The 25,728-nt window shown below is 68.2% G+C and carries 22 protein-coding genes; 14 read left to right on the top strand and 8 right to left on the bottom strand.

The features are described 5' to 3' along the window. The first annotated feature begins 6 nt into the window (after positions 1-6). From O1Q03_RS26210 to O1Q03_RS26200, 3 genes are all read left to right on the top strand, one after another. Entirely contained in the window at positions 7-762 is a 756-nt protein-coding gene (locus O1Q03_RS26210) for a MetQ/NlpA family lipoprotein (protein ID WP_269506952.1), read from the top strand. After that, complete coding sequence (locus tag O1Q03_RS26205) at positions 756-1,769, top strand: YkgJ family cysteine cluster protein (RefSeq protein WP_269506933.1); 1,014 nt, start codon at positions 756-758, stop codon at positions 1,767-1,769. Before O1Q03_RS26210 ends, O1Q03_RS26205 begins: the two co-directional genes overlap by 7 nt. Positions 1,770-1,834: 65 nt before the next feature. After that, entirely contained in the window at positions 1,835-2,179 is a 345-nt protein-coding gene (locus tag O1Q03_RS26200; protein WP_269506932.1) for an antibiotic biosynthesis monooxygenase family protein, read from the top strand. Positions 2,180-2,412: 233 nt separating this feature from the next. On the opposite strand, the gene O1Q03_RS26195 is transcribed toward O1Q03_RS26200, so the two are convergent. Continuing rightward, positions 2,413-3,345 carry a LysR family transcriptional regulator gene (locus tag O1Q03_RS26195; RefSeq protein WP_269506931.1) on the bottom strand — a complete coding sequence of 311 codons (933 nt, stop codon included), beginning with the start codon at positions 3,343-3,345 and terminating at the stop codon, positions 2,413-2,415. A 205-nt stretch (positions 3,346-3,550) separates the two neighbouring features. Here O1Q03_RS26195 and O1Q03_RS26190 point away from each other — a divergent pair, with 205 nt between their 5' ends. The 4 genes from O1Q03_RS26190 (at position 3,551) to pdeR (ending at position 12,231) form a co-directional block, all read left to right on the top strand. Then, positions 3,551-4,324, top strand: coding sequence for a putative hydro-lyase (locus O1Q03_RS26190; RefSeq protein ID WP_269506930.1), 774 nt, complete (start codon positions 3,551-3,553; stop codon positions 4,322-4,324). Between the two features lie 190 nt (positions 4,325-4,514). Beyond that, a complete protein-coding gene (locus tag O1Q03_RS26185; RefSeq protein ID WP_269506929.1) occupies positions 4,515-5,813 on the top strand; it encodes an MFS transporter in 1,299 nt (432 codons plus the stop codon). A 116-nt stretch (positions 5,814-5,929) separates the two neighbouring features. Continuing rightward, entirely contained in the window at positions 5,930-9,568 is a 3,639-nt protein-coding gene (locus O1Q03_RS26180; protein ID WP_269506928.1) for a hydantoinase B/oxoprolinase family protein, read from the top strand. A gap of 659 nt (positions 9,569-10,227) precedes the next feature. Continuing rightward, positions 10,228-12,231: a cyclic di-GMP phosphodiesterase gene (gene pdeR, locus O1Q03_RS26175; protein ID WP_269506927.1), complete on the top strand. Its 2,004-nt coding sequence runs from the start codon at positions 10,228-10,230 to the stop codon at positions 12,229-12,231. 49 nt (positions 12,232-12,280) lie between these two features. Here the strand turns inward: pdeR and O1Q03_RS26170 are convergent, their stop codons facing one another. After that, positions 12,281-13,144, bottom strand: a complete 864-nt coding sequence (locus O1Q03_RS26170) for a crotonase/enoyl-CoA hydratase family protein (protein WP_269506926.1) — start codon at positions 13,142-13,144, stop codon at positions 12,281-12,283. A 569-nt stretch (positions 13,145-13,713) separates the two neighbouring features. Between O1Q03_RS26170 and O1Q03_RS26165 the strand changes: the two genes are divergently transcribed. The 3 genes from O1Q03_RS26165 to O1Q03_RS26155 all read left to right on the top strand — a co-directional run bounded on the left by O1Q03_RS26165 (position 13,714) and on the right by O1Q03_RS26155 (position 17,960). Continuing rightward, positions 13,714-15,684 (top strand): APC family permease, encoded by a 1,971-nt coding sequence (locus O1Q03_RS26165; protein WP_269506925.1) that lies wholly within the window; start codon positions 13,714-13,716, stop codon positions 15,682-15,684. Between the two features lie 74 nt (positions 15,685-15,758). Next, positions 15,759-17,672, top strand: coding sequence for a DUF3857 domain-containing transglutaminase family protein (locus O1Q03_RS26160; protein WP_269506924.1), 1,914 nt, complete (start codon positions 15,759-15,761; stop codon positions 17,670-17,672). Positions 17,673-17,777: 105 nt separating this feature from the next. Then, the gene (locus O1Q03_RS26155; protein WP_269506923.1) at positions 17,778-17,960 is read left to right on the top strand and encodes a hypothetical protein; all 183 of its coding nucleotides are present in this window, start codon (positions 17,778-17,780) and stop codon (positions 17,958-17,960) included. Between the two features lie 107 nt (positions 17,961-18,067). Here O1Q03_RS26155 and O1Q03_RS26150 read toward each other — a convergent pair whose 3' ends face one another. Next, positions 18,068-19,057 carry an AraC family transcriptional regulator gene (locus tag O1Q03_RS26150; protein ID WP_269506922.1) on the bottom strand — a complete coding sequence of 330 codons (990 nt, stop codon included), beginning with the start codon at positions 19,055-19,057 and terminating at the stop codon, positions 18,068-18,070. Between the two features lie 110 nt (positions 19,058-19,167). Between O1Q03_RS26150 and O1Q03_RS26145 the strand changes: the two genes are divergently transcribed. Then, positions 19,168-20,379 (top strand): MFS transporter, encoded by a 1,212-nt coding sequence (locus O1Q03_RS26145; protein ID WP_269506921.1) that lies wholly within the window; start codon positions 19,168-19,170, stop codon positions 20,377-20,379. An 84-nt stretch (positions 20,380-20,463) separates the two neighbouring features. Here O1Q03_RS26145 and O1Q03_RS26140 read toward each other — a convergent pair whose 3' ends face one another. The 3 genes from O1Q03_RS26140 to O1Q03_RS26130 are packed head-to-tail and all read right to left on the bottom strand — an operon-like array spanning position 20,464 to position 22,546. After that, positions 20,464-20,718 carry a hypothetical protein gene (locus O1Q03_RS26140; protein ID WP_442865853.1) on the bottom strand — a complete coding sequence of 85 codons (255 nt, stop codon included), beginning with the start codon at positions 20,716-20,718 and terminating at the stop codon, positions 20,464-20,466. Between the two features lie 18 nt (positions 20,719-20,736). Continuing rightward, positions 20,737-21,504: an isocitrate lyase/PEP mutase family protein gene (locus O1Q03_RS26135; RefSeq protein WP_269506920.1), complete on the bottom strand. Its 768-nt coding sequence runs from the start codon at positions 21,502-21,504 to the stop codon at positions 20,737-20,739. Then, on the bottom strand, positions 21,491-22,546 hold the full coding sequence (locus tag O1Q03_RS26130) for a saccharopine dehydrogenase family protein (protein ID WP_269506919.1): 1,056 nt from the start codon (positions 22,544-22,546) through the stop codon (positions 21,491-21,493). The genes O1Q03_RS26135 and O1Q03_RS26130 overlap by 14 nt, the downstream gene beginning before the upstream one ends. Before the next feature lie 118 nt (positions 22,547-22,664). On the opposite strand from O1Q03_RS26130, the gene O1Q03_RS26125 reads away from it, so the two are divergent. After that, positions 22,665-23,258, top strand: a complete 594-nt coding sequence (locus tag O1Q03_RS26125; RefSeq protein WP_269506918.1) for a TetR/AcrR family transcriptional regulator — start codon at positions 22,665-22,667, stop codon at positions 23,256-23,258. Positions 23,259-23,270: 12 nt separating this feature from the next. Here O1Q03_RS26125 and O1Q03_RS26120 read toward each other — a convergent pair whose 3' ends face one another. After that, the gene (locus O1Q03_RS26120; RefSeq protein ID WP_269506917.1) at positions 23,271-23,738 is read right to left on the bottom strand and encodes a MarR family winged helix-turn-helix transcriptional regulator; all 468 of its coding nucleotides are present in this window, start codon (positions 23,736-23,738) and stop codon (positions 23,271-23,273) included. Positions 23,739-23,820: 82 nt separating this feature from the next. Here O1Q03_RS26120 and O1Q03_RS26115 point away from each other — a divergent pair, with 82 nt between their 5' ends. Continuing rightward, complete coding sequence (locus O1Q03_RS26115; protein ID WP_269506915.1) at positions 23,821-24,189, top strand: hypothetical protein; 369 nt, start codon at positions 23,821-23,823, stop codon at positions 24,187-24,189. A 132-nt stretch (positions 24,190-24,321) separates the two neighbouring features. Then, positions 24,322-24,939 carry a glutathione S-transferase family protein gene (locus O1Q03_RS26110; RefSeq protein WP_269506914.1) on the top strand — a complete coding sequence of 206 codons (618 nt, stop codon included), beginning with the start codon at positions 24,322-24,324 and terminating at the stop codon, positions 24,937-24,939. 52 nt (positions 24,940-24,991) lie between these two features. Here O1Q03_RS26110 and O1Q03_RS26105 read toward each other — a convergent pair whose 3' ends face one another. Then, a complete protein-coding gene (locus O1Q03_RS26105; RefSeq protein WP_269506913.1) occupies positions 24,992-25,714 on the bottom strand; it encodes an HAD family hydrolase in 723 nt (240 codons plus the stop codon). Positions 25,715-25,728 lie beyond the last annotated feature (14 nt).

The raw sequence follows: 25,728 nt of genomic DNA, 5'->3' as shown, positions 1-25,728 counted from the left end.
GGCGTCATGCGTCCGGCGTGGATCGTGGCCGCCGAATCGGCTGCGCCCGCGGTGCGCGTCGGCGTCACGCGCGGCGTGCATACGGAAATCCTCGACGAGGTGAAACGCGTTGCCGCCGCGCGCGGATTGACCGTCGACGTCGTCGCATTCGACGACGCATCGCGCATCGATGCCGCGCTTGCAGGCGGCAGTATCGACGCGGCGAGCTTCGAGGATGCGCAGCGCCTGAGCGCCACGCGCGCGGCGAAAGGCTATGCGCTGACCGCCGTCGCGCCGACCGTCACGCTGCCGATGGCGCTCTATTCGCGCAAGCTGAAGAACCTGAACGAACTGCAACCCGGCGCGACGGTCGCGCTTCCCGCCGACCCGCGCGGGATGGCGCGCTCGCTCGTGCTGCTGCAGAACGATACGCTGGTGACGCTGCGCGAAAAGGCCGGGCTGCATGCGACGCTGCGCGACGTGACCGGCAACCGGCTCGGGCTGAAGTTCGTCGCGCTGCGCCGTGACCGGCTTTATGCGGCGCTCGGCACGTCCGCGTTCGTCGCGATCGACAGCGACGAGGCGGCCCGTGCCGGGCTGCAGCCTGCGCGCGACAGCATCAGCCTCGAGGATGCCCGCTCGCCGTATGCGAACGTGCTGACCGTGCGCGATGCCGATCGCACGAAGCGATGGGTTGCGCAGCTCGTCGCCGCGTATCACTCGGACGACGTCGCGCATTTCATCCTGGCGCGCTACCAGGACTCGGTGCGGCGGCCGTGGTAGACGACTACCGCCTCGCGTGCAATGCGTGCGGACGCTGCTGCAACAGCGCGCCGACGTTGTCGCTGCGCGAGCTGTTCCGGCATCGTCACCGTTTCGTCGGTGCGCTGACGATCCATCGCGTGCCGAAGCGGCGCGTCGGCGAACGATCGCGCACTGGCGGGCGCGAGCATGTGTTCCACGCGGATGACGTTGCCGCCTGTGACGCTCTCGCGAACCGCTTGTTCCATCGCACGCACGGCGCGGGCGACGAATGGATCGCACTGACGCTGCAAGGCTACGACTATCCATCGCTCGGCCGGTGCCCTGCACTGGCCGACGACGGTCGCTGCAGCGTGCATGCGAGCAAGCCGGCGATCTGCGGCGCGGTGCCGCTCGATCCGCTGTTGCCCGACCGCTTGCAGTCGCGTGTGCTCGCCGGGCGGCGCGACGAGACGGCATGGCTCGGTGCGAACTGCATCGTCGGTGCGGACGGCGGCACGGCTGCGGTCGATACGACGCCGGCGATACCGTTGGTCACGGCCGGGCAGGTCACCGACCGCGTCGCGCTCGACACGTTTCGCGATGCGCTCGTGTTCGAGCGCGCGGTGTGGCGCGACGCTGTGTTCGCATCGCTGATCGACGGCGGGCCGCAAGTACGCGCCGCATTGTCGCGGCTTGCGCCCGGCGGCTATCTGACGATGTCGATCGTGCCGGTGCTGCTCGCGGTCGCGCCGATCTCCGCGCACTGCCGCATGCTTTGCATCGACTTCATCGACGCGCAGCTTGCGTTGATCGACGCACGGGTCGAAGCGGCACTCGCGCGCCGGCGTCTCGACGACCGGCCGGCGACACGCGAGCTGCGCGGTTTCGCGGAGGCACTCGAACGTGCGCGGCACGCGCTCGCCGCGATGCCGATAACTGCGACATCCGCGACATCCGCGACATCCGCTGCAACCACGCACACCGATGCCCCGACCATCGACGCATGGCTCACGGATCAGCACGCCCTCATCGAGCACGCCGCCTGACGACATCCGCACATCCCGCGTGCCTTACACTTGGCGCTCTTTCAATCGTCTCCGACGGAGCGCGCATGTACGCATCGACCTTCATCTTCCGCGCCGGGCAATACGACGACGAATTCCACCGGCTCGACCGGCAGATCGCCGACATGGCGCGCGCGACGCCTGGCTATCTCGGCGAGGAAACGTGGGAGAACGCTGAAACCGGGCTGATCCAGAACGTTTACTACTGGGAATCGGAGGCGGCGCTGCGGCAGCTGATCCAGCATCCCGCGCATCGGGAAGCGAAGGCGAAGCAGGCGCGTTGGCTCGACGGGTATCGCGTGGTGATCTCGCAAGTGCTGCACGAGTACGGCGACGGCAAGCTCGCCCAACCGCATGTGGGGCAACCTGCACCACGCGGAACACCTGCGTGATTCTGTCTGATCATTTCCTTCGAATTGCATATCAATAACGAAGGATTCGCACACGCAATAGCTGACCTCGGCATGCTGATCGACACAGCAACACGGCATCGACTTCGCGCCAGGCGCGCAGAAGGGCCGATCGCCCTGACGCAGTCGTTTCCCGGCCGATTCCGACCCAGGATGTGCGCATTCGCGCCCGCCCATTCACCGGCGGCGCGCGCCGCCGAATCGCGCATCAAAGGTCAAAGCGCTTCGACCAGCAACCGGTTGCTCTTCTCGCAATACTCGTGACACGCGGCGCGCGCGGCGATCGACGCGCCGTGCACGAACTTCGGCGCATCGGCCCGCCGCGACATCGACACGACGATCGACGGCGGCGACGGTTGCAACGGCAACTCGACGACTTCGCCGCTTTCGATCAGCGCATCGACGAACAGCACCGGAATCGCGGCGACGCCGAAGCCGTCGCGCACCAGCTGCACGATCACCGAGATCGACGGCGAACCGGTGATGCGCGTCTCCGACAGCGGCACGCCATGCGCGTGCGCGAGCGTGCGCACGATGTCCTCCAGCGCGCGGTGGGGCGCGGTGCCGCGCCCGTAGGTCAGGATCGGCTGGCGCAGCACCTGCCGCGCGAGGCCGGTGCGCGTGTTCGGCAGCAGCCCCGCGCGCGCGATCCAGCGCACCGGATAGTTCGCGAGCGCGTCGCAGACGACCGACGCCTCGTCGCTGCCCTCCACGCGAATGATCAAGTCGAGCTCGCCGGCCATCAGCCGGCGCTGCAGCACGACGCTGACGTCGACGGTCAGGTCGATTTCCAGTTGCGGATAGTCGGCCGCGAGGCGGCGCAGGTAGTGCGGCAGCCAGCTGTGCACGACCGTCTCGATCACGCCGAGCCGCAGCTTGCCGCGCAGCGCGCTTTCGCCGGCCGCGGCGGCCTGCAGCTCGTGCGTCGCCTCGACGACGGCCTTCGCATAGCCGAGCAGGTACTCGCCGTTCGGCGTGAGGCGGAATTCGCGGCTGTCGCGATCGACGAGCACGGTGTGCAATTCGTCCTCGAGCGTCTTCAGGCGTTGCGAGATCGCGGCCGGCGTCGCGTGCAGCGCGGTGGCCGTCGTGCGGAAGTTGCGCAGCTTCGCGAGCGTGACGAAGGTTTCGAGAAAACGCGTGTTCATGGCGGTCGGGCGAACGGTGGACGGGCAGCGTGCCGGTGAAGAAAAATGAACGACACCGGGGAAAACCCCAGGATCCGTTAAGGAATTCTATACACGCGACGCAAAAAAACTCGTTGGCGACAAAATTTTTTCTTTTCTATTCTTGGCCGTATCCGCTGACGCAACACCGTCATCGCTCCGACCTCCTGATCTGCCAACGAACACCATGACGCCTTCCGAATTCCGCCAGTCCGTGCGCACCGGCGCATTCCGCAACCCGACCGCCGGCCAGTGCGGCCCGTTCGCGCAAGCGAATCTCGCGATCCTGCCGAACGCGTACGCGCACGATTTCCTGCGCTTCTGTCAGGCGAATCCGAAAGCGTGCCCGCTGCTGGGCGTCGGCGAACCGGGCGCGTTCCGGCTCGACGTGCTCGGCGAGGATCTCGACATCCGCACCGACGTGCCGAGCTACAACGTATACAGAGATGGCGTGCTGACCGAGCGCGTCGAATCGCTCGAAGCGCTGTGGCGCGACGATTTCGTCGTGTTCGCGATCGGCTGCTCGTTCTCGTTCGAGGACATGCTGGCGCGCGAAGGCATCGGGCTACGCCACATCGAGGAGGGTCGCAACGTGCCGATGTACCGCACGTCGATCCCGAACCGGCGCGCGGGGATCTTCGGCGGGCAGCTGGTCGTGTCGATGCGGCCGCTGCGCGGCGCCGATGCGATCCGCGCGGTGCAGATCACGAGCCGGTTCCCGGGCGTGCACGGCGCACCGGTCCATATCGGCCATCCTGAAGCCCTCGGCATCGCGGATCTCGGCGCGCCCGATTTCGGCGATGCGGTGACGGTGCGCGACGGCGAGCTGCCGGTGTTCTGGGCGTGCGGCGTGACGCCGCAAACCGCGCTGATGGAAGCGAAGCTGCCGCTCGCGATCGCGCATACGCCCGGCTACATGCTGATGACCGACATCACGAACGCATCGCTGGCCGTGTTCTGACCCAACCGACGCCGGCAGCGTGCGCGCTCGCCGGTCCGGCCCCGTCGCGGCAGCGTGCCGCGACCGCAGACGATCCGCCCCGCCGGAGGGCGGCGCGCAGCGGCGGCCCGCAGGCCGCGAGCCCGGCACACGGGCATGCACGACACGACACGAACCGATTTTGACCGCGCATATCGACAGGAGCATCACCATGGAAAGCAAGACCCTCGCGGCGCCCGCCGCTGCCCCCGCGGGCCCCTCGCGCAACGGGCTGTTCGGCTGGTACGCGGACGCGAAGCCGCGCGAGCGCAGCGCGTTCTGGAGCTGCAAGGTCGGCTACATGCTCGACGGGATGGACACGCAGATGCTGTCGTTCGTGATCCCGACGCTCGTCGCGACCTGGGGCATCTCGCTCGCGGACGCCGGCTTCATCGGCACGATGACGTTGCTCGCGTCGGCGCTCGGCGGCTGGATCGCGGGCATCCTGTCCGACCGGATCGGCCGCGTGCGCACGCTGCAGCTGACGGTGCTGTGGTTCGCCGTGTTCACCGCGCTGTGCGGGCTCGCGCAGAACTATCACCAGCTGCTCGCCGCGCGTGCGCTGATGGGCTTCGGCTTCGGCGGCGAATGGACCGCCGGCGCGGTGCTGATCGGCGAAGTGATCCGCGCGCGGGATCGCGGCAAGGCGGTCGGGCTCGTGCAGTCGGGCTGGGCGCTCGGCTGGGGGCTGTCGGCGCTGCTGTACGCGGTGCTGTTCTCGGCGTTGCCGGCCGAACAGGCGTGGCGCGGGCTGTTCCTCGTCGGCCTCGCACCGGCGCTGCTGGTGGTCGTGATTCGCCGCTACGTAAAGGAACCCGAAGTGTTCGAGAAGGAAAAGGCCGCCCAGGCGAAAGTGGCCGACGCGCCGCGCCTCACCGAGATCTTCGCGCCGAAGCTGATCACGACGACGCTGCGCGCGGCACTGCTGACGACCGGCGCGCAAGGCGGCTACTACGCGATCACGACGTGGCTGCCGACTTTCCTGAAGACCGAACGGCACCTGACCGTGATGGGCACCGGCGGCTATCTCGCGATGATCATCTTCGGTTCGTGGATCGGCTACCTGACGAGCGCGTACCTGACCGACCGGCTCGGCCGCAAGCCGAACTTCATCCTGTTCGCGGTGGGCTCGATGGTGATCGCGTTCGCGTACACGTCGCTGAGCCTGACCAACGCGTCGATGCTGTGGCTCGGTTTCCCGCTCGGGTTTTTCGCATCGGGCATCTTCTCGGGGATGGGCGCATTCCTGACCGAACTGTTTCCGACCCGCGTGCGCGGCTCGGGGCAGGGCTTCTGCTACAACGTGGGCCGCGCGATCGGCGCACTGTTCCCGTTCCTGATCGGCGCGCTGTCGAAGCAGTACGGGCTCGGCATGAGCATCGGAATCTTCGCCGTCGCCGCGTACGGCGTGGTGATCGTCGCCGCACTGACGCTGCCCGAGACGCGCGGCCGCGAACTCGACGCCGCCTGAGCGGGCGCCCGCCCGCCGCTTTTCACTCCCTTTTCGCCGAAGCCATCACGCGGCGCGCGACGCGCGCCGTGCGGCGGCGCTCGTCCTGAATGCAACGACATATCGACTTCATCGCCATGACCGACCGACACACTTTCCCCGTTTCCTCCGACGCCGCACGCTGGCAATTCTGGATCGACCGCGGCGGCACGTTCACCGACATCGTCGCGCGCCGGCCCGACGGCACGCTCGTCACGCACAAGCTGCTGTCGGAAAACCCCGAGCAATATCGCGATGCGGCCGTGGCCGGCATCCGTCATCTGCTCGGCCTCGCCGACGGCGAACCGATCACGCCCGAGCGCGTCGACATGGTGAAGATGGGCACGACGGTCGCGACCAACGCGCTGCTCGAACGCAAGGGCGAACGCACCGCGCTTGCAACCACACGCGGCTTTCGCGACGTGCTGCGCATCGCGTATCAGAACCGGCCGCGCCTGTTCGATCTCGACATCGTGCTGCCCGATGCGCTGTACGAGACGGTCGTCGAGATCGACGAGCGCGTCGGCGCGCACGGCGACGTGGTCGTGCCGCTCGATGTTCAGGGTGCCGAAGCTTCATTGCGCCGCGTGTTCGACAGCGGCGTGCAGGCGCTCGCGATCGTGCTGATCCACGGCTATCGCTACACCGCGCACGAACGGATGCTGGCGCAGCTCGCGCGCCGGATCGGCTTCACGCAGGTATCGGTGTCGCACGAGGTGTCGCCGCTGATGAAGATGGTGTCGCGTGGCGATACGACCGTCGTCGACGCGTACCTGTCGCCGATCCTGCGCCGCTACGTCGAGCAGGTCGCGCACGAGATGCCCGGCGTGAACCTGCAGTTCATGCAGAGCAGCGGCGGCCTCACGCGCGCCGATGCATTCCAGGGCAAGGACGCGATCCTGTCCGGCCCGGCCGGCGGCATCGTCGGGATGGTGCGCGCCGCGCGCGCGGCCGGCTTCGACCAGGTGATCGGCTTCGACATGGGCGGCACGTCGACCGACGTGTCGCACTACAACGGCGAGTTCGAGCGCGTGTTCGAGACGCAGGTGGCCGGCGTGCGGATGCGCGCGCCGATGATGAGCATCCACACGGTCGCGGCCGGCGGCGGCTCGGTGCTCGGCTTCGACGGCGCGCGGCTGCGCGTCGGGCCCGAATCGGCCGGCGCGAACCCGGGGCCGGCCGCGTACCGACGCGGCGGCCCGCTGACGGTGACCGACTGCAACGTGATGCTCGGCAAGATCCAGCCCGACCACTTCCCGCGCGTGTTCGGCCCGCACGCGGACCAGCCGCTCGACCGCGACGGCGTGGTCGCGAAGTTCGAGGCGCTCGCCGACGAGATCCACGCGGCGACCGGGCGGCGCGACACGCCCGAGGCACTCGCCGAAGGGTTCCTGGAAATCGCGATCGGCAGCATGGCGAACGCGATCAAGAAGATCTCCGTGCAGCGCGGCCACGACGTGTCGCGCTACGTGCTGACGACGTTCGGCGGCGCGGGCGGCCAGCACGCATGCGGCGTGGCCGACGCGCTCGGGATGACGCAGGTGTTCGCGCATCCGCTGGCCGGCGTGCTGTCCGCGTACGGGATGGGCCTGGCCGACCAGACGGCGATGCGCGAGCGGGCCGTGGAAGCCGTGCTGTCCGACGCGTCGCTGCCGGCGCTGAACGCGGCGCTCGACCGGCTGACCGACGAAGCGGTCGGCGCGCTGCTCGAACAGCACGTGCCGCCCGAGCGTATCGTTACCGAGCGGCGCGTGCACCTGCGCTACCAGGGCACCGATTCCGCGCTCGACGTGCCGGCCGGCAGTGTCGCGGCGATGCAGCAGGCGTTCGAAGCCGCGTATCGGCAGCGCTACGCGTTCCTGATGCCCGATACGCCGCTGGTGGCCGAACTGGCGTCGGTCGAGGCGATCGGCCGCTCCGATGCGCCGGTCGAGGTCGCGCCGCTCGCGTCGCGCGAGGCGGGCGCGGCGCCGCAAGCGCACACGGCCGTGCGGTTTTATTCCGGCGGCCAGTGGCACGACGCGGCGCTCTACGTGCGCGACACGCTGCTCGCCGGCGACGCGATCGACGGCCCGGCGATCGTCGCCGAGCAGAACGGCACGACCGTCGTCGAGCCCGGCTGGCGCGCGCAGATGACCGCGCAGGGCAACCTCGTGCTGACGCGCACGACGCCGCTGCCGACGCGCCGCTCGCTCGGCACCGACGCCGATCCGGTGCGGCTCGAGATCTTCAACAACCTGTTCATGTCGATCGCCGAGCAGATGGGGCTGCGGCTGCAGAACACCGCGTACTCGGTGAACATCAAGGAGCGGCTCGACTTCTCGTGCGCGATCTTCGACGGCGACGGCAATCTGATCGCGAACGCGCCGCACATGCCGGTGCATCTGGGCTCGATGGGCGAGAGCATTCGCACGGTGATCGAGCGCAATCGCGGCCGCATGCGCGACGGCGACGTGTTCATGCTGAACGACCCGTATCACGGCGGCACGCACCTGCCGGACGTGACGGTCATCACGCCGGTGTTCGCGGACGGCTCGGACGTGCCGCTCTTCTACGTCGGCTCGCGCGGCCACCACGCGGATATCGGCGGCACGACGCCGGGCTCGATGCCGCCCGATTCGACCCATATCGACGAGGAAGGCGTGCTGATCGACAACTGGCAGCTCGTGTCGGCCGGCGTGCTGCGCGACGCCGACACGCGTGCGCTGCTCGCATCGGGCCGCTATCCGGCGCGCAACGTCGAGCAGAACATGGCCGACCTGCGCGCGCAGATCGCGGCGAACCAGAAGGGCGTCGACGAGTTGCGGCGGATGGTCGCGCAGTTCGGCCGCGACGTCGTGCTCGCGTTCATGGGGCACGTGCAGGACAACGCGGAAGAAGCGGTGCGCCGCGTGATCGGCGCGCTCCAGGACGGTGCATACCGCTACCCGCTCGACAACGGCGCGGAGATTCGCGTCGCGATTCGCGTCGACCGCGCGGCGCGGCGTGCGGAGATCGATTTCACCGGCACGTCCGCGCAGCTCGACAACAACTTCAACGCGCCGAAGGCCGTCTGCATGGCCGCCGTGCTGTACGTGTTCCGCACGCTGGTCGGCGACGACATCCCGCTGAACGCCGGCTGTCTGAAGCCGCTGACGGTGATCGTGCCGGCGCGCTCGATGCTGAACCCCGAATATCCGGCCGCGGTGGTGTCGGGCAACGTGGAGACGTCGTCGGCGATCACCAACGCGCTGTACGGCGCGCTGGGCTGCGTCGCGTCGAGCCAGGGAACGATGAATAACTTCACGTTCGGCAACGACCGATACCAGTACTACGAGACGATCGCCGGCGGCAGCGGCGCGGGCAACGGCTTCGCGGGCGTCGGCGCAGTGCAGACGCACATGACGAACTCGCGGCTGACCGATCCGGAAGTGCTCGAATGGCGCTACCCGGTGCGGCTCGACTCGCACCGGCTGCGTGCGGGCTCGGGCGGCGGCGGCCGCTGGCGCGGCGGCGACGGCGCGGTGCGGCGAATCCGCTTCCTCGAGCCGATGACCGCGTCGATCCTGTCGAACAACCGGATCCATGCGCCGTTCGGCGCGGCGGGCGGCGAAGCCGGCGCGCTCGGCCGCAACACGATCGAGCGGGCGGACGGCACGGTCGAGACGCTCGACCACATCGGCCGTGCGCAGATGGCGGCGGGCGATGTGTTCGTGGTCGAAACGCCCGGGGGCGGCGGCTACGGCGCGGCCGGCTGAGGCGAACGACGCAAGCGGGAACGGGCGGTGACACGCCCGTCGCGCGCGGCCCGCGCCGGACGGGCCGCGCACGATCGTACCGGTTCCACCCGCGCTGCCGCCACGGCGGCACGAGCGATATATACGCGTGAAAAGATCGGCGCCTATTGCACCAGTCCGCGGGAATAAAGGCGTGGATTCTCGCGCAAACGGAAAGGAAAATGCCCGTTTTGCCGATTGCTGCAATGCAATCGGGCCCGCGAATGACGTGCAATTGCGACGCCTCGCCCCGGCGATTCATTGGGTCGCGAATCCTTGCGCAGCATGGCTCGCGGCCGGTTTCAGCGCGCCGCCCGGGGCCCGTCCGACGGCCTCCACCGGCGCGCGGATCACGAAAAATCCTGGTTGCCAATGGAGTCCCCATTCCTTGACACCCCATTCCAAATGTGAGTGCCCATCTGCTTCGTCATTTGATAAGATGGGTTCCATTCGTCTGGAAAACCTGCGCGCGTCGAGCGCGAACGCCGGGTCGCCTTAGTTGGAAACAAATACGGAACGAGCGCCGCTGTCGCGGCCATCACGACTGCGTTGCCCGGTACACGCGTTGCGCGCCCAGCGATCGGGGGCGGCCGTCTCGCCTCCGTCTACACTGTGCGTTTTTTCTGAATCGGGGCGTGTCCATGGATGACGAAAGCGATAGCGCGGTGCTCGAGGCGCACGTCGGTACGCGCAGCCCCTGCTGGCGTCTCGGCAGCGACAGCAATGCACTCGAACTGGCCGCGGTGCGCGGCATGACCAACGTCGCGGTCGCGCTCACCGCCGAGCAGGCTGCGCGGGTTCGCGCGCTGACCGGCGTCACGTCGCACCTCGTGCTCGACATCACGCTGTACGGCACTGCAATCAGCCTCCATCTGGTCGGCAAGAAGGTCGATACGCGCGACTGGGCCGGCACGGCCTCCGCCTATTCCGATGCCGCGTCCGTCGCGAGCGATCTCGCGAACGGGCTCGCGTTCGCCGAGCAGGTCGTGTCCGAAGTGAATTCGCTCGTCGTGATTCTCGACCGCAACGGGATGGTGCAGCGCTTCAACCGCCTGTGCGAGGAAGTGACGGGCAAGCGCGAGGTCGACGTGGTCGGCCGCAGCGCATTCGAGTTGTTCATGAGCCCCGAGCAGGGCCAACAGTCGCGCCACAACATCACCGGCTTCTTCGCGAGCAACCAGTCGTTCGCGGTCGAGCGTTACATCAACACGGTCAACGGGCCGCGCCTGTTCCAGTTCCGCAACAAGTTCGTGCAGAGCGGCAGCGGCGTCGACGAGCAGTTCCTGATCTGCTCGGGCATCGACATCACCGAGGAGCGCAGCGCGCAGCAGCGGCTCAGCGAACTCGCGAACACCGACGTGCTGACCGGCCTGCCGAACCGCCACGCGATCAGCGAGCGCATCGGCGCGGCGCTCGCGATGGACCGCACCGACATGCGCGGCCAGGTCGGCATCCTGTTCCTCGATCTCGACAACTTCAAGCGCGTCAACGATCACTACGGTCACATCACCGGCGACCGCCTGCTGCAGGACGTGTCCGCGATCATCAGCGGCTGCCTGCCGTCCGGCGCGACGCTCGCGCGGCTCGGCGGCGACGAATTCCTGGTGCTGTTCGAGCACGGCACGCGGCCGCTGCTCGAAGCGACCGCGCAGATCATCCTCGAGCGGCTGCGCACGCCGATCCATCTCGGGCTGATGGAGGTCTACACGAGCTGCTCGATCGGCATCGCGATGTATCCGCAGCACGGCGATACACTCGAGACGCTGATCCGCAGCGCCGACACCGCGATGTACGTCGCGAAGGAAGAAGGCAAGCACACGTATCGCGTGTTCTCGCAGGAGATGAACCAGAAGGTCGCGAAGTACATGTGGCTCGACACGAACCTGCGCAAGGCCCTCGAAGACGACCAGTTCGTGCTGCACTACCAGCCGCTCGTCGACATCGCGACCGGCGACGTGCACGGCGTCGAGGCGCTGATCCGCTGGCAGTCGCCCGACCGCGGGCTGGTCGCGCCGGTCGAGTTCATTCGCTTCGCGGAAGAGTCGGGGCTGATCGCGCCGCTCGGGCGCTGGGTGATGCGCACCGCGGCCGCGCAGGCCGCTGCATGGAAGGCGAAGGGGCTCGGCGTGCGGATCGCGGTGAACGTGTCGGCGCGGCAGTTGCAGGACACGAACATCGTCCACCAGTTCGCGTCGATTCTCGACGGCGCGGGGCTGAAGCCGAGCCTGCTCGACATCGAGCTCACCGAGAGCAGCTTCATCGAGGATGAGGAATCGGCGCATCGGCTGATGAATGAATTCCGCCAGCTCGGCGCGGAGATCCATCTCGACGATTTCGGCACCGGCTATTCGTCGCTGTCGCAGTTGTCGCGTCTGCCGCTCGATTCGATCAAGCTCGATCGCACCTTCATCACCGGCATCGATCGCAATCCGCGCTCGCAGGCGCTGGTGCGCTCCGTCGTGTCGCTTGCGAAGGCGCTGAGTTTCTCGGTGGTCGCCGAAGGCGTCGAGACCCACGCGGAAGCCGAATTCCTGAAGCAGATTCAGGTCGATCACGCGCAGGGCTACTACTTCGCGCGGCCGATGCCGGCCCAGGCCTTCGAGGCGTGGCTTGCGGAGACGATAAAGCTCTGGCTTATCGCCTGAGCTTCGGTGGCGGCGCGCCGCCGGTCCCGGGCGGCGCGCTTCACTCACGTTACACCGTGCGCAGCTTCGACACGCGCCGGTTCTGCAGCATCACCAGGCGTTCCATGTACGCGAGATCCTTCGGCTCGATCGTGAACGCCGCGCGAACCCATTCCTCGGTGATGTCCATCAGCTCGGAACGCGTGAGCTGGAACACGCGCTCGCGCGCGCGCAGCATCGCGCGAATGCCGTTCAGCTTCGGCTTCGTCACGTCGATGAAGGTGCGCGTCGCGAGGTACGCGTCGCCCGCTTCGAACGTCTGGTCGATCAGCCCCTGATCCTCGTACCACTCGGCCACGTGCGCCTCGCCGGACGAGATCAGCGATTCCGCGAGCCCGCGGTTCGACTTCCGCGCGACCAGCGAATAGCCGCCCATGCCCGGGAACAGGTTGAACGCGATCTCGGGAAAGCCGAGCTTCACGCCCTTCTGCGCGAGGATGTAGTGGTGCGCGAGAGCGGCCTCGAAGCCGCCGCCCAGCGCGCTGCCCTCGACCATCGCGATCGAGATCGCCCCGGTGCCGAAGCCCGTGTAGATTTCGTACACGCCGTCGATGCATGAACGCGCGTAGGCCATCAGCTGATCCCGCCTGCCGCTGCGGATCGCGTCGACGAAGAAGCTCAGGTCGCCGCCGACGTTGAACAGCTCGGGCACGAGCGAGCCCGTCACCCAGAAGTCGAACCGCAGGCCCGAGTCGCGTGCGACGCGCGCGAGATGGATGATGTCGGTGACGAGTTGCTGGTTGAAGCACGGCCGCGGCTCCGATCGAAGCATCATCCACATGACGTTGCGACCTTCTTCGTAGAACGCGGTCAATTGCGTGAGTTCACCTGCTTCGTAAAACGGGCGGCACGCCGGATGGGATTGGAGTTGCATGGTATGTCCTCGTGATGTGGTTTTTCAAAGACCGCCGCGGCCGGTGTCGCGCGGGAGACCCGCTCCCCGGATGACCCCGGCCGCGAGGCATCGCCATTGTTGCGCGCGCACTAATGGCGAACTGCGGGGAATGACGCACGACGAGGACGCGATTGCGCGTTGCATCCGGCAGGTTCAGCGTCGATCGACGCGAATGGCGGAATCGGCCTGACGGGGCGGTGGTCGGTGCGGCAGCGCGCGGGCGGCGGCCGCAGTGCGAGCTGGCGGGATACGGCGCGACATGGCGCGCCGCGGGCGGCCGGCTTGCCGGCGGTGCGAGGTCGCTGCCGCGATGTCGGAGCGATGCCGGAGCGATGCCGGAGCGATGTCGATGCGGAGCCCAAGCGATGCCGCCGCGACGCCGCCGCGATGCCCCAGCGATGCCGCTCGCGCCGCCCTTTCGCTTACGCGTTGAAAGCGCCGCCAAGCCGTTGGCGGCCTCTTATGGAATGTGCGGACTGGCGCCGCGCGCGCGGGTGGGCTAGCTTGAGAAGATGACGCCGGTGCGCCCGGCGTTCGGGGAGGGGACCATGACCGGAGTCCAGAAGATGTGGCAGTTGCTCGTCGGCAAGCCGCTGGACCCGCTCGACCCGCGCACGCGCCATGCAATCGCCGTCACGCCGCTGCTGGCATGGGTCGGGCTCGGCGCCGACGGGCTGTCGTCGTCGTGCTACGGCCCGGAGGAGGCGTTCCTCGCGCTCGCGCAGCACACGCCGCTCGCGCTGTTTCTCGCGTTGGCGACGGCGGCGACCGTGTTCATCATCGCGCTCGGCTACAACCAGGTGATCGAGCTGTTCCCGACCGGCGGCGGCGGCTATCGCGTCGCGACGTCGCTGCTCGGGCCGAAGCCGGGGCTCGTGTCGGGCGCGGCGCTGCTGGTCGATTACGTGCTGACGGTCGCGACGTCGCTCGCGAGCGGCGTCGACGCGTTCTACAGCCTGCTGCCGGTCGGTGCGCAGGCGTTCAAGCTCACGACCGAGATCGTGCTGATCCTGTTGATGACGGGGCTCAACTTCCGCGGGATGCGCGAGTCGATCATCGTGATGCTGCCGATCTTCATCGGCTTCGTCGTGCTGCATTTCGGGCTGATCGTGTACGGCATCGCGGTGCACGGCAGCAACCTGACGACGATCGTGCCCGACGCCGTGCACGACGCGCACGGGATGTCGCAATCGCTCGGCACGTTCGTGATGCTCGCGTTGCTGATGCGCGCGTTCTCGCTCGGCGGCGGCACGTATACGGGCCTCGAGGCCGTGTCGAACAACGTGAACATGCTGGCCGATCCGCGCGTGCCGAACGGCAAGGTGACGATGTGGTACATGTCGACGTCGCTCGCGTTCACGGCCGGCGGCATCATCCTGCTGTACATGCTGTGGCACGCGCGGCCGGTCGAAGGCGAGACGCTCAACGCGGTCGTGTTCGGCAGCGTGATCGATCATCTCGGGCTCGGGTCCGCATTCGCGCGGCATGCGCTGCTCGCGGCCGTGCTCGCGTTCGAGGCCGGGCTGCTGCTGGTCGGCGCGCAGACGGGCTTCCTCGACGGGCCGGCCGTACTGTCGAACATGGCATCGGATTCGTGGGTGCCGCGCCATTTCCGCGACTTGTCGACGCGCCTCGTGCGGCAGAACGGCATCATCGTCGTCGGCCTGTCGAGCCTGCTGATCCTGCTGTGGACGCACGGCAACGTCGATGTGCTCGTCGTGCTGTACAGCATCAACGTGTTCCTCACCTTCAGCATGTCGCTGCTCGGGCTGTGCACGTACTGGTGGCGCCATCGCAGCGAGCGCGGCTGGGTCAAGCACTTCTGCCTGTCGGCGCTCGGCCTGAGCGTGACGGCCACCGTGCTCGTCATCACGCTGATCGAGAAGTTCACCGCCGGCGGCTGGCTCACGGTGCTCGTGACGAGCGCGGTGATCGCGCTGTGCTTCATGATCAACCGGCACTACGCGTACACGCGCGCGCAGCTCGCCAAGGAGGACGCATTGTTCTCCGGCGCACCGCCGGCAGTCGACGAAGCGAGCGCGCCTGGCCGGCCCGATCCGGCGCAGCCCACCGCGGTGCTGCTCGTCGGCAAGCATCGCGGCGCGAGCATGCACGCGCTGCTGTGGGTCAACCGGCTGTTTCCGGGGCACTTTCGCAACGTGATCTTTCTCGCGGTCGGCGAGGTCGATGCGAAGGCGTACGACGGACACGAGCATCTCGAACGGCTGCGCCACACGATCACCGAAGCGCTCGACTATTACGTCGCGCACTGCCGCCGCAACGGCATTGCCGCCGACTACCGGATCGCGTTCGGCACGAACCCGGTCGTCGAATTCATGAACCTCGCGTCGTCGACGCTCGACGTGTATCCGAACGCCGTGTGCTTCGCGAGCAAGCTGATTTTCCGGCGCGTGAACTTCCTGACCGCGTGGCTGCATAACCAGACGCCGGTCGAATTGCAGGCGCGGCTGCATGTCGAGGGGCGGCAGATGGTGCTGCTGCCGATGAACGTCGGTTAGCGGGTGAGTAGGTGGTCCGCGTCGCTGCCTGCCCGCCGAGTCCGACCGAGCACGAACGCGCGGAGAGCTTCTACGTGGTGCGTTTTCCGTTCCGCCGATTGACCGGCCACTTCCCGGCGCGCACGGCTGCACTCGCCGGCGTCCTCGCTGCGCTTGCGCTGGCGCTTGCACGGCCCGCTTTCGCGGCGACGGACGACACGGCGCCGGTGACGCTCGTCAGCGACGTCCACGTATTCGTGCTGCAGCACGACGGCTCGCTCGACGAGCACGACGATTCGACGCTGCGCGCGAACGACGCGAACGGGATCGATGCGATCGCGCAGCGCTACGTGTGGTTCGACAAGAACCTGGAGAAGGTCGATTTGCTCGCGGCCGAGACCGTCGATCGCGACGGCGTCGCGCATCCGGTCGGCGCCGACGCCATCCGCGACGTGCAGGAGCCGCGTTCGGCCGGCGCCCCGACGTTTCAGGACGGCTTGCTGCGCACCGTCGTGTTTCCCGGCGTCGAGGCGGGATCGAGCACGCGCATCGTGTTTCGCAAGACACGCACGAAACCCGTCAACGCCGGGTACTTCGGCTACTACGTCGAGCCGTCGCGCGAGCCGGTCGAGAGCCAGCGGTTGATCTTCGATCTGCCGGCCGACATGCCGCTGCATGCGGACGCACGCGGCTACGTCGCACTGCCGCCCGTGACCGAAAACGGCCGCACGCGTTACGAGTTCGATTATCGGCACGGGCCGTACGACCGGATCGAGAGCGGCTCGGTAGGCTACCCGACCTACGGCGACCGGCTCGTGGTGTCCACGCTGCCTGACTACGCGGCGTTCGCCGCGCGCTACCGCGATGCGGCGGTCGACCCGAGCGCGAACGATCCGGCCGTCGTGCAACTCGCGCGCGCGCTCACCGCCGCCGCTGCCGATCCTTACGACAAGGCGCGCATCCTGTACGACTGGGTGCAGGCGAACGTGCGTTACGTCGCGCTTTTTCTCGGCGAAACGGCCGCCGCGCCGCATCGCGTGGCTGACATCCTGCGCAACCGCTACGGCGACTGCAAGGACCACGTCGCGCTGTTCGGCGCGTTGCTCGCGGCAGTCGGGATCCGCAGCGAACCGGTGCTGATCAATCTCGGCTCGGTCTACACGCTGCCGTCGATGCCCGGTTACGGCGGCGGCGCGATCAATCACGCGATCACGTGGCTGCCGGATCTCGCGCTCTACGCGGACACGACGACAAGCGGCATCGCATTCGGCTACCTGCCGCCGATCGTGATGGATCGTCCGGCGCTGCTCGTCGACACCGGCGTGCTGTCGCGTACGCCGGCCGCGCAGCCGCGCCGCCGCGTCGCGCGGCTGGAGATCGATGCCGCGCAGGCGGGCGCCGCGCGTGTCCAGGCGCTGGTCGAGGACGAAGGCTGGACCGCGGAGCTCGAACGTACGATGTTTCGTCGTGCGCCGCCCGACCGTGTGCGGCAACTCGCGAACGAGCGCTTGCGGCAAAGCGGGCTGCGCGGCCGCGCGCAGATCGCGACGAGCGATCGCCGGGCGACGAACGGGCCGTTCGACGTCACGTATTCGGGCACGCTCGATCACTTCGTGTGGCCTGACGGCACGACGGCGGTGCCGGCGCTGTCGAGCCTGACGGGCGGGATCGCGACGCAGGTCGAAGGCTGGCTCACGGAGCCCACGCGCACGCAACCGTGGGTGTGCATCGGCGGCACCTTCGACGAGACCGGCCAGATCGCGTTGCCGGCCGACGTCGCGGTCACTGACCTGCCGGCCGATACGGCCGTGCACGAGCGCTTCGTCGATTTCACATCGCATTACGTATTCGATGCGAACGCGCACGTCGTGCAGGTGACGCGCCGGATGACGGCGGCTTTCGGGCGCCAGGTCTGCACGCCCGACGAATTCACGGCGCTGCGTGCGTCGCTCGAACGCATCGAACGCGACACGCAGGCGCAGATCGTCGTGCGGGCACGGCAACGTTGAATGTCGGGCACGGTACATGCTCTCCATGCGGCATGCGCGGCGCCCGGCACGATCGGACGCGTGGCCGAACCCGGCCGAACCGGGCGCGACGCGCGGGAGACGAACATGACTGAACGGGAACATGAGATCGCCGACCTGTCGAAGGATTTGCTGGGCCGGATCGTGCAGGGTGTGGTGATGAAGGGCGCGCCGGTGGATGCGCAACAGTGCGCGGCGCTGGCCGTGCAGTGTGCGACGGCGTTGGTGGACCAGCTCGACGCGCGCAGCGGGGGAGTCGGTCCGTCATGACCGGCGACGCGTATCGCGATGCCGATGGATAGCGCGGGCGCGACACGACGCGGCCGGCTCGCGCACAGGAAGGCGTGCGTTGCGCGAGGCTCGCTACGCGAGCCCCGTCACGCGTCGGCGTGCGCGTCGCTTTCCGCGCGCACCGCGCCCGGCGGCCGCCCGACCACGCGCTTGAACGCGCGGCTGAACGCGGCGAGCGACCCGTAGCCGAGCCGGTACGCGACCGCCTCGATCGCTTCGCGGTCGCGTGCGATCCACTGCGCGGCGAGCCGCATCCGCAGCTCGGTCAGATAGCGCACCGGCGTCATCCCGGTGGCCGAGAGAAAGCGCTCGGCGAACACCGAGCGCGACACGCCGGCTTCGGCGGCCAGTTCCGCGACACTCCAGTTGCGCCCCGGATCGCGATGCAGCGCGACGATCGAGCGGCCGAGCCTCGGTTCGCGCAGCGCCTGCACCCAGCCCGTCGCGTCGCCGCATCCGCATTCCACCCAGCCGCGCACGATGAACGCGGCGACCACGTCCGCGAGCCGCGCGAGGATGCCCGCAAAGCCCGCGCGCGCGGAGCACGATTCGCGCTCCATCGCGTCGAGCATCGGCCGGATCTCCGGGTAGCGCGCGAGCAGCGTGCCGACGTGCATGAACTCCGGCATCGTGCCGACGAGCGGCTGCATGCCGCCGAGATCGAGCTCCATGCACGCGCTGAAGATCAGCGCATCGCCGGCGCCCGGCTCCGGCGTCGCGCACGACGTTGCACCCACCGCCGCGACCGTGTCGCAGATCTTCGCGACCTCGAACCCGCCGATCTCGCGGCACGTGGCATCCGGATCGGACACCAGCGCGTGCGTGCGGCCGTGCGGCAGCAGGATCGCGTCGCCGGCTTCGAGCTGCACGGTCGTGCCGGCCGCGTCGCGCAGCAGCACCGGCCCGCGCCCGACGAAATGGAACTGCGCGCGGCCCGGCGCCTGGCCGAAGCTCAGCCCGAACGGCCGCGGCACCTGGATCCGGCGGTACTGCACGCCGCTCAGGCGCATGCCGAGCAGCAGCTCGCTGACGAGGTCGTGCGCGTCGTGGGCATCGGGAAGCAAAGGCTCGGACATATCAGATTCGGACGTTCGATCAATAAGAGCGGATTGTATGTCATAGACCGTCCTGCCGTGGTTCCTTACGATACGCCATCACTGGAACGCCTTTTCGTACGGAACCACACATGAATCCCGGAATGTCTTCTGCCGCCACCTCAGCGGCTCCCCGCGAACCGGCCTGGGGCGCGGTGTTCGCGATGACGCTCGGCGTGTTCGGCCTCGTCACCGCCGAATTCCTGCCCGCGAGCCTGCTCACGCCGATGGCCGACAGTCTCGGCGTGACCGAAGGCGTGGCCGGCCAGGCCGTGACGGCCACCGCGACGGTCGCGCTCGTCACCAGCCTGTTGATCTCCGCGCTGACGCGCACGATCGACCGGCGGCGCGTGCTGCTCGCATTCTCGGTGCTGCTCGTCGCATCGAATCTCGCGGTCGCGTTCGCGCCGAACCTGACGACGCTGCTGGTCGGCCGCGTGGTGCTCGGCGTCGCGCTGGGCGGCTTCTGGACGATGGCGACGGCCACCGCGATGCGGCTCGTGCCGACCGCGATGGTGCCGCGTGCGCTGTCGATCATCTTCAGCGGCGTGGCGGTCGCGACGATCGCGTCCGCGCCGATGGGAAGTTACTTCGGGCACCTGATCGGCTGGCGCAACGTATTTCTGATCGCGGCCGCGATCGGCGGCGTCGCGCTCGTGTCGCAGGTGATGACGCTGCCGTCGATGCCGCCGAGCGGCACGACGCGGCTGCGCACGCTCGTCGACGTGCTGCGCCGGCCGACCGTCGGCCTCGGGATGTTCGCGACGATCCTCGTGTTCACCGGGCATTTCGCGTTCTTCACGTATCTGCGGCCGTTCCTCGAACAGGTGGCGGGCGTCGGCGTGAACGGGCTGTCGGCGATCCTGCTCGGCTACGGCATCGCGAACTTCGTCGGCACGTCGCTCGCCGGCCGCGTGCTCGAACACCGGCTGCGGCCGATGCTGATCGGGATGCCCGCGCTGATGGTCGTGCTCGGCATCGCGCTCGTCGCGCTCGGCCGTGCGCCGATGATCGACGCGGTGCTGGTCGCGTTGTGGGGGATGGCGTTCGGCGGCGTGCCGGTCGCATGGTCGACGTGGGTCACGCGCACCGTGCCCGATGAAGCGGAGAGCGCGGGCGGGCTGATCGTCGCGGCGATCCAGCTCGCGATCGCGACCGGCGCGGCGGTGGGCGGTGTCGTGTTCGACGCGAACGGCGCGGGCGGCGTGTTCCTGGGCGCGGCCGCGGTGCTGGCCGTCGCGGTGGCGACGATCGTGACCGGCGTGCCGAAGCGGGTCGGGGCGGCGGCGGCGCTGGCCGAGTGAACGACGCGTGAGCGCCGGCTGCGGGCTGTTCGGCGCGTCGGCTGCGCGTCGAGCAACCGCCGGTGACGTGTTTCGGTGGCGTCGTCAGCGGGGAACATGCACTCGATGTGCAGCTCCTGCGCGGCGGCGCTTTGCGGCGTACCGACCGTCGTGATCGACGAGAAATAGCGCAGCACGACGCCTTCGTGGACGAAGCCGACCGGCACGACCGGCAGCGATGGTGCGGCGGTGCGGCGGTGCGGCGGCCGGCGCCGGCGGCGTTTTCCAGTCGTGCGCGGCCTGCGGACTGGCAAGCAGGTCGTCAAGCAGTCGCTGCGTGTCGTCGTCGATCACGCGCATCGGATGTAATCGATCGGGCTATGCACGTTGCTTCACCACCGCCGCAAGCGCGTTCATCGCCTGCAGGTATGGGTACGGCCCGTGACTGATGCGCGCGACGCCGTATTCGGCGAGTTCGGCCAGCGTCGGCGTGTCGGACACGCGCATGATGTTCACCGGCAGCGGCGATGCGGCCGTCAGCGCGCGAATCAGCGCGGGCGCACGCAGGCCCGGCACGAACAGGCCGTCGGCGCCGGCCGCCGCATACGCGCGTGCGCGGGCCAGTACTTCGTCGAGCAGCCGCTCGTCGTGCGTGTCGGCCGCGGCCTTGAAGAACACGTCGGTGCGCGCGTTGATGAAGTAGCCGATGTCGGCGCGATCGGCCGCCTGCCGGGCCGATGCGACACGCGCGGCTGCGTCGTCGAGCGTACGCAGCTCGCCCGTGGCCGGGAAACTGTCCTCGAGATTGCAGCCGATCGCGCCGGCCTCGATGCTGTGCGCGATCGTGTCGGCGACATCCGCCAGCCGCTCGCCATAGCCGCTTTCGAGATCGGCGGTGACGGGCAGATCCGTCGCCTGCGCGATCCGCGCGAGCACCTCCATCATCAGCGCCTTCGGCATCTTTTCGCCGTCGCTGAAACCGTTGGCGGCCGCGACCGACCAGCTTCCGGTCGCCAGCGCGACGCCGCCCGCATCGGCGACGGTACGCGCGCTGCCGGCGTCCCACACGTTGAACAGCACCAGCGGCTCGCCTGCGCGGTGAAGCGAACGGAAATACGCGCCTTTCTCTTTGTTACTGCTGCTCATACTCGTCTCTCCTGGTGAAAACGGGATCGTCAGTGGTGCAGAACGATACGGTGATCGCATCGAGTGCCGCGAGGAAATCACGCGCATCGAACAGTTCGCCGAGGCTGCAGACGCCGCCCGACGTCAGCGTCCTGCCGGTCAGCAGGCGGACCGTCGCTTCGACGATGATCGGTGCGCTGACCGCGTAGATGTCGCGTCCCGACGCGGTCGCGCGATGCATGACGCCGTTCTGCACGACGACGGCATCCATCGCGAACTGCTGCGCGGAGCGGCCGAGCGCGTCGACCGGTTGCGGCGGCGGCGTGCCGGCATCGCGGACGTCGCGCAGCGCGAGCGTCGCGAGCCAGGACTCGATCGTATCGACACGCAGATGTCGCGCGAGTGTCATCACTTCGGAAAACGGCAGCAGCGTGACGTCGACGTCACCGAGCGGCGGCGGGAACGGCCACCTGCGTTCGCGGGCGGCCGACGGCACCGCGGTCGGCTTGCCGCCCTTCACGATGAGCCGGGTCGCATGATTGCGCTCGCCGGTCACGCGCGTGCCGCGGGTCGGATGCCAGCTGTCGAGACCGGTCGCGATGTCGATGCGATCGATCGGCTGGTTCGCGTCGATCACGGCCGTGACGAGCAGGTCCGCCAGTCCGCCGTAGAACGCGGCGGCCGGCACGAGCGTCACGCCGGCGGCGCGCGCGCGGGCGTCGCGCTGTTCGGTCAGTGCGTGGACCGACGGCTGCTCGGCCGTCAGGTCCAGATACGGGATGCCGGCCCGCAATGCCGCATCGGCGACCGGCAGCGCGGTATCCAGGTACGGCCCCGCGCAGTTGATCACGGCGTGCGCGCCGCGCAGCGCGGCGTCGAGCGAGGCCGGATCGTCGACCGACGCGACGCGCCACGGCGCCGCGTCGTTGCGGCCTTGCGCGAGCCGCACCGCATCGCGCCCGATGCGGATCGTGCCGAGGCCGCGGCGCTCCAGTTCCGCGATCACGAATCGCGCGGTGTGACCCGTCGCGCCATACACTGCAACCGTCATTCGAGCATCCATGATCGACTCCGATACAGAACGGTCTGTTTTATAGTACAGACCTGTAGCGTCGTCAAGCACGCGGTGCTATCATCGGAACCACTTTGCGGGACAGGCGGCCCTGGATGGCCAAGTCGGGATGAAAAAGGCAACGGACACGAACGGCGTCGCGCTCGATACGCGCGAACGCATTCTGCAAACGGCCAGCGAGCTGTTCTATCGGGAAGGCACGCGGGCGGTCGGCGTGGACTTGATCGTCGCGCAGGCCGGCGTCGCGAAGACGAGCCTGTATCGGCACTTCGCAACCAAGGACGACCTGATCGAGGCGTTCCTGTTGCGCGAGGACGCGGATTTCTGGGCGCACTGGGATGCGGTGGCCGCGCAGTATCGCCGCACGCCGCGCGAGGAACTGGACGCGCAGCTGCAGTGGATCGGCGAACGGATCGAGCGCCCCGGTTATCGCGGTTGCCCGCAGATCAATATCGCCGCCGAATATGCGGACGGCAATCATCCGGCGCGCAAGGTCGCCGTCGCGCACAAGCAGGAACTGCGGCGACGCTTGACCGAGCTGGCGAATGCGATGGGGATCGACGAGCCGGAAACGTACGCGCTGCGGCTCGCGACCGTCATCGACGGCGCGCTCAGCAGCGGGCAGGCGCTGCACGCGCACGGGCCCGTGCGGTTCCTGCAGGAGTTCGCGCAATTGCTGATGCCGAAGCAGGGCCGCAAGTGAGCGGTGCGCGCGTCAGTCTCGCGTAGCCGGATCCTCCGACAGCGCGCGCAACTGGCCGCGCAGCAGATCGACTTCTCCCGGCGCAAACGGCCGTTCGATGTCGGCATGCGTTTGCTGCCACACCGGAAACGCGTCGGCGAGCAGCCGATGGCCGGCCGGCGTGAGTGCGAGCAGGCGGCTGCGCCCGTCGTCCGGATCCGGCTCGATCGTGACCAGCCCGCGCCGCTCGAGCGGCTTGAGCGCGGCGGTCAGCGTAGTGCGGTCCATCGCGAGCAGCGACGCGACCGATTTCATCGCGGCCGGTTGCGGCCGGTTCAGCGACATCAATAGCGAAAACTGACCGTTGGTCAGATCCAGCGGGCGCAGCGCATCGTCGAAGATGCGCGCGAGATTGCGCGCCGCGCGCTGCATGTGCAGGCACAGGCAGCAATCGCGCACCATCAGCGTCGTTTCGAAAGGGAGCTTTTCTTTGCGTGCCATGTTGCAATTGTGTTGATATCAACCTATCGTGTCAAGGGCGAGGTGCGGCGTTCCGTCGTGCCCGCGATCGGACGGAGGAAACATGAGTGCTCAACAGCAGTTGTATCTCGCGGTATTCCTCGGCAGCAAGGACAGCCCGCGCATGAAGGCATGGATGGCGTTGCCCGACGACGAGCGGCGCACGCGCGAGCGGGAAGGCATCGCCGCGTGGCACGCGTGGGTCGAACGGCATCGCGACGCGATCGTCGAGCTCGGCGGGCCGCTCGGCAAGACCAAGACCATCGGAGCGGGCGGCGTGAAGGACACCGCCAACGCGATGGGCGGTTTTACCGTGGTGCGCGCCGCGTCGCACGAGGCGGCGGCCGCGCTGTTCGAAGGCCATCCGCATTTCACGCTGTTCCCGGGCGAGACGATCGACGTGATGCCGGTGCTCGCCGTGCCCGGCATGTAAGCGGGCAGCGCAGGCGCGAGGCGCGTCGTCGCGGTGATCGCGGCGGGTGGTGTCGTCGTGATCGCGGCCGATGCGCGTTCGCCTGCACACGGAAATGGAAATTTCCCCGACGTTTTCGACGGAGACATGGCGATGAAGCTTTACGGATTCCCCGGCACGCGTTCGCAGCGCGCGCTCTGGGGGCTCAAGGAACTGGATGCGGATTTCGAGTTCGTGTCGGTCAACCTGCTGGCGGGCGAGCACAAGCGGCCCGAATTCCTGCGCCTCAATCCGGCGGGCAAGGTGCCCGTGCTGGTGGATGGCGATCTCGTGATTCCGGAGTCCGCCGCGATCGTGCTGTATCTCGCGGACAAGTATCCGGAGAAGGCGCTGCTGCCCGCTGATCTGGCGCTGCGTGCGCAGGCGTACCGATGGGTCATGTTCGCGGTGACGGAGCTCGAGCAGCCGCTGTGGCGCATCACGCGGCATTCGTTCATCTATCCGCCCGAGAAGCGGCTGCCGGCCGACATCGAACTCGCGCGCGAGGATTTCGCGACGATGGCCGCGATTCTCGACCGCCATCTGGAAGGGCGCGAATTCATCGTCGGCGATACGCTGACGGTGGCCGATTGCGTGACGGTGTATCTGATCGACTGGGCCAGCGAGTGCCATTTGATCGATGCGTTTCCGCAGTTGCGCGCGTATGTCGACCGGCTGTATGCGCGGCCGAAGGCGCCGCAGCGGATCGCGGAGGCGCGCAAGGCGGCGTGAGGCGCGGTGAAGTGGAATGGCGTGATCGACCGGGTAACTCGCCGGCCTGCGCCTACGACGCCTCGACAGGACCACCCAGCAGACGACACAGCACCGACAAGTCGCGAACGGTCAGATGCGCGGACGGGGCACGATGCGCAGCGTGCTCCGCTTCCGCGCGTTCATCGCGCACGACCCACGCCGCCTGCAGCCCCGCCTGCAACGCACCGACGATATCGAGGTGAAAGTCGTCGCCGACGTGCAGCAGTTCCGCCGTATGCACACCGAGTGTCGCGGCGGCCGCATGAAAGATCTGCGGCTCCGGCTTCGCGAACCCGAACGCCCGCGCGCTGAGCGTTTCGCGAAAGAACTCGCCGCCGCCCGTCAGCCGTAAATCCGCATTGCCGTTGGTCACCGCGATCAGCGGAAACCGCGCGCTCAACCACGCGAGCGCGGGCAACGCATCGTCGAAGAATTCCACCTGGTTCCGTGCCGAATAGAACACGTCGTATGCGCGGTTGGTCAGCGTGACGTCTTCGTTCGCGCGTTCCAGCGCAAGCCGGATCGATCCGATTCGCAACGCACGATAGTCGCTGACGAGATCGGGCCGCAGGCGCTCGTATTCGTCGCGCAATACGGCCAGCGCGTGCGACGTCGGCAGCACGCGCGCGGTATTGGGCGCATGTTCGATCAGCCACGCATGCAGCGAGGCTTCGGCTCGTTGGACCGAAGGTCCGAACGGCCACAGCGTGTCGTCGAGATCGAACGAGATGGCGGAAACGTGGGTGAGGCGCATGGCGATGGAAGATA

The sequence above is a fragment of the Burkholderia sp. IMCC1007 genome (assembly GCF_027257875.1).
In the GTDB taxonomy this organism is placed as follows: Bacteria; Pseudomonadota; Gammaproteobacteria; order Burkholderiales; family Burkholderiaceae; genus Burkholderia.
The sequence above is the reverse complement of the archived record's forward strand: the minus strand, read 5'-3'. Positions and strand labels throughout refer to the sequence as shown.

What these genes read in the sequence shown, in the direction of transcription:
- O1Q03_RS26180 (WP_269506928.1), top strand. Translation starts at nt 5,930, where the DNA reads ATGACCGACCGACACACTTTCCCCGTTTCCTCCGACGCCGCACGCTGG.
- O1Q03_RS26210 (WP_269506952.1), top strand. Translation starts at nt 7, where the DNA reads ATGCGTCCGGCGTGGATCGTGGCCGCCGAATCGGCTGCGCCCGCGGTG.
- O1Q03_RS26115 (WP_269506915.1), top strand. Translation starts at nt 23,821, where the DNA reads ATGAGTGCTCAACAGCAGTTGTATCTCGCGGTATTCCTCGGCAGCAAG.
- O1Q03_RS26155 (WP_269506923.1), top strand. Translation starts at nt 17,778, where the DNA reads ATGACTGAACGGGAACATGAGATCGCCGACCTGTCGAAGGATTTGCTG.
- O1Q03_RS26140 (WP_442865853.1), bottom strand. Translation starts at nt 20,718, where the DNA reads ATGCGCGTGATCGACGACGACACGCAGCGACTGCTTGACGACCTGCTT.
- O1Q03_RS26145 (WP_269506921.1), top strand. Translation starts at nt 19,168, where the DNA reads ATGAATCCCGGAATGTCTTCTGCCGCCACCTCAGCGGCTCCCCGCGAA.
- pdeR (WP_269506927.1), top strand. Translation starts at nt 10,228, where the DNA reads ATGGATGACGAAAGCGATAGCGCGGTGCTCGAGGCGCACGTCGGTACG.
- O1Q03_RS26135 (WP_269506920.1), bottom strand. Translation starts at nt 21,504, where the DNA reads ATGAGCAGCAGTAACAAAGAGAAAGGCGCGTATTTCCGTTCGCTTCAC.
- O1Q03_RS26105 (WP_269506913.1), bottom strand. Translation starts at nt 25,714, where the DNA reads ATGCGCCTCACCCACGTTTCCGCCATCTCGTTCGATCTCGACGACACG.
- O1Q03_RS26150 (WP_269506922.1), bottom strand. Translation starts at nt 19,057, where the DNA reads ATGTCCGAGCCTTTGCTTCCCGATGCCCACGACGCGCACGACCTCGTC.
- O1Q03_RS26185 (WP_269506929.1), top strand. Translation starts at nt 4,515, where the DNA reads ATGGAAAGCAAGACCCTCGCGGCGCCCGCCGCTGCCCCCGCGGGCCCC.
- O1Q03_RS26165 (WP_269506925.1), top strand. Translation starts at nt 13,714, where the DNA reads ATGACCGGAGTCCAGAAGATGTGGCAGTTGCTCGTCGGCAAGCCGCTG.
- O1Q03_RS26120 (WP_269506917.1), bottom strand. Translation starts at nt 23,738, where the DNA reads ATGGCACGCAAAGAAAAGCTCCCTTTCGAAACGACGCTGATGGTGCGC.
- O1Q03_RS26125 (WP_269506918.1), top strand. Translation starts at nt 22,665, where the DNA reads ATGAAAAAGGCAACGGACACGAACGGCGTCGCGCTCGATACGCGCGAA.
- O1Q03_RS26200 (WP_269506932.1), top strand. Translation starts at nt 1,835, where the DNA reads ATGTACGCATCGACCTTCATCTTCCGCGCCGGGCAATACGACGACGAA.
- O1Q03_RS26130 (WP_269506919.1), bottom strand. Translation starts at nt 22,546, where the DNA reads ATGGATGCTCGAATGACGGTTGCAGTGTATGGCGCGACGGGTCACACC.
- O1Q03_RS26110 (WP_269506914.1), top strand. Translation starts at nt 24,322, where the DNA reads ATGAAGCTTTACGGATTCCCCGGCACGCGTTCGCAGCGCGCGCTCTGG.
- O1Q03_RS26190 (WP_269506930.1), top strand. Translation starts at nt 3,551, where the DNA reads ATGACGCCTTCCGAATTCCGCCAGTCCGTGCGCACCGGCGCATTCCGC.
- O1Q03_RS26195 (WP_269506931.1), bottom strand. Translation starts at nt 3,345, where the DNA reads ATGAACACGCGTTTTCTCGAAACCTTCGTCACGCTCGCGAAGCTGCGC.
- O1Q03_RS26170 (WP_269506926.1), bottom strand. Translation starts at nt 13,144, where the DNA reads ATGCAACTCCAATCCCATCCGGCGTGCCGCCCGTTTTACGAAGCAGGT.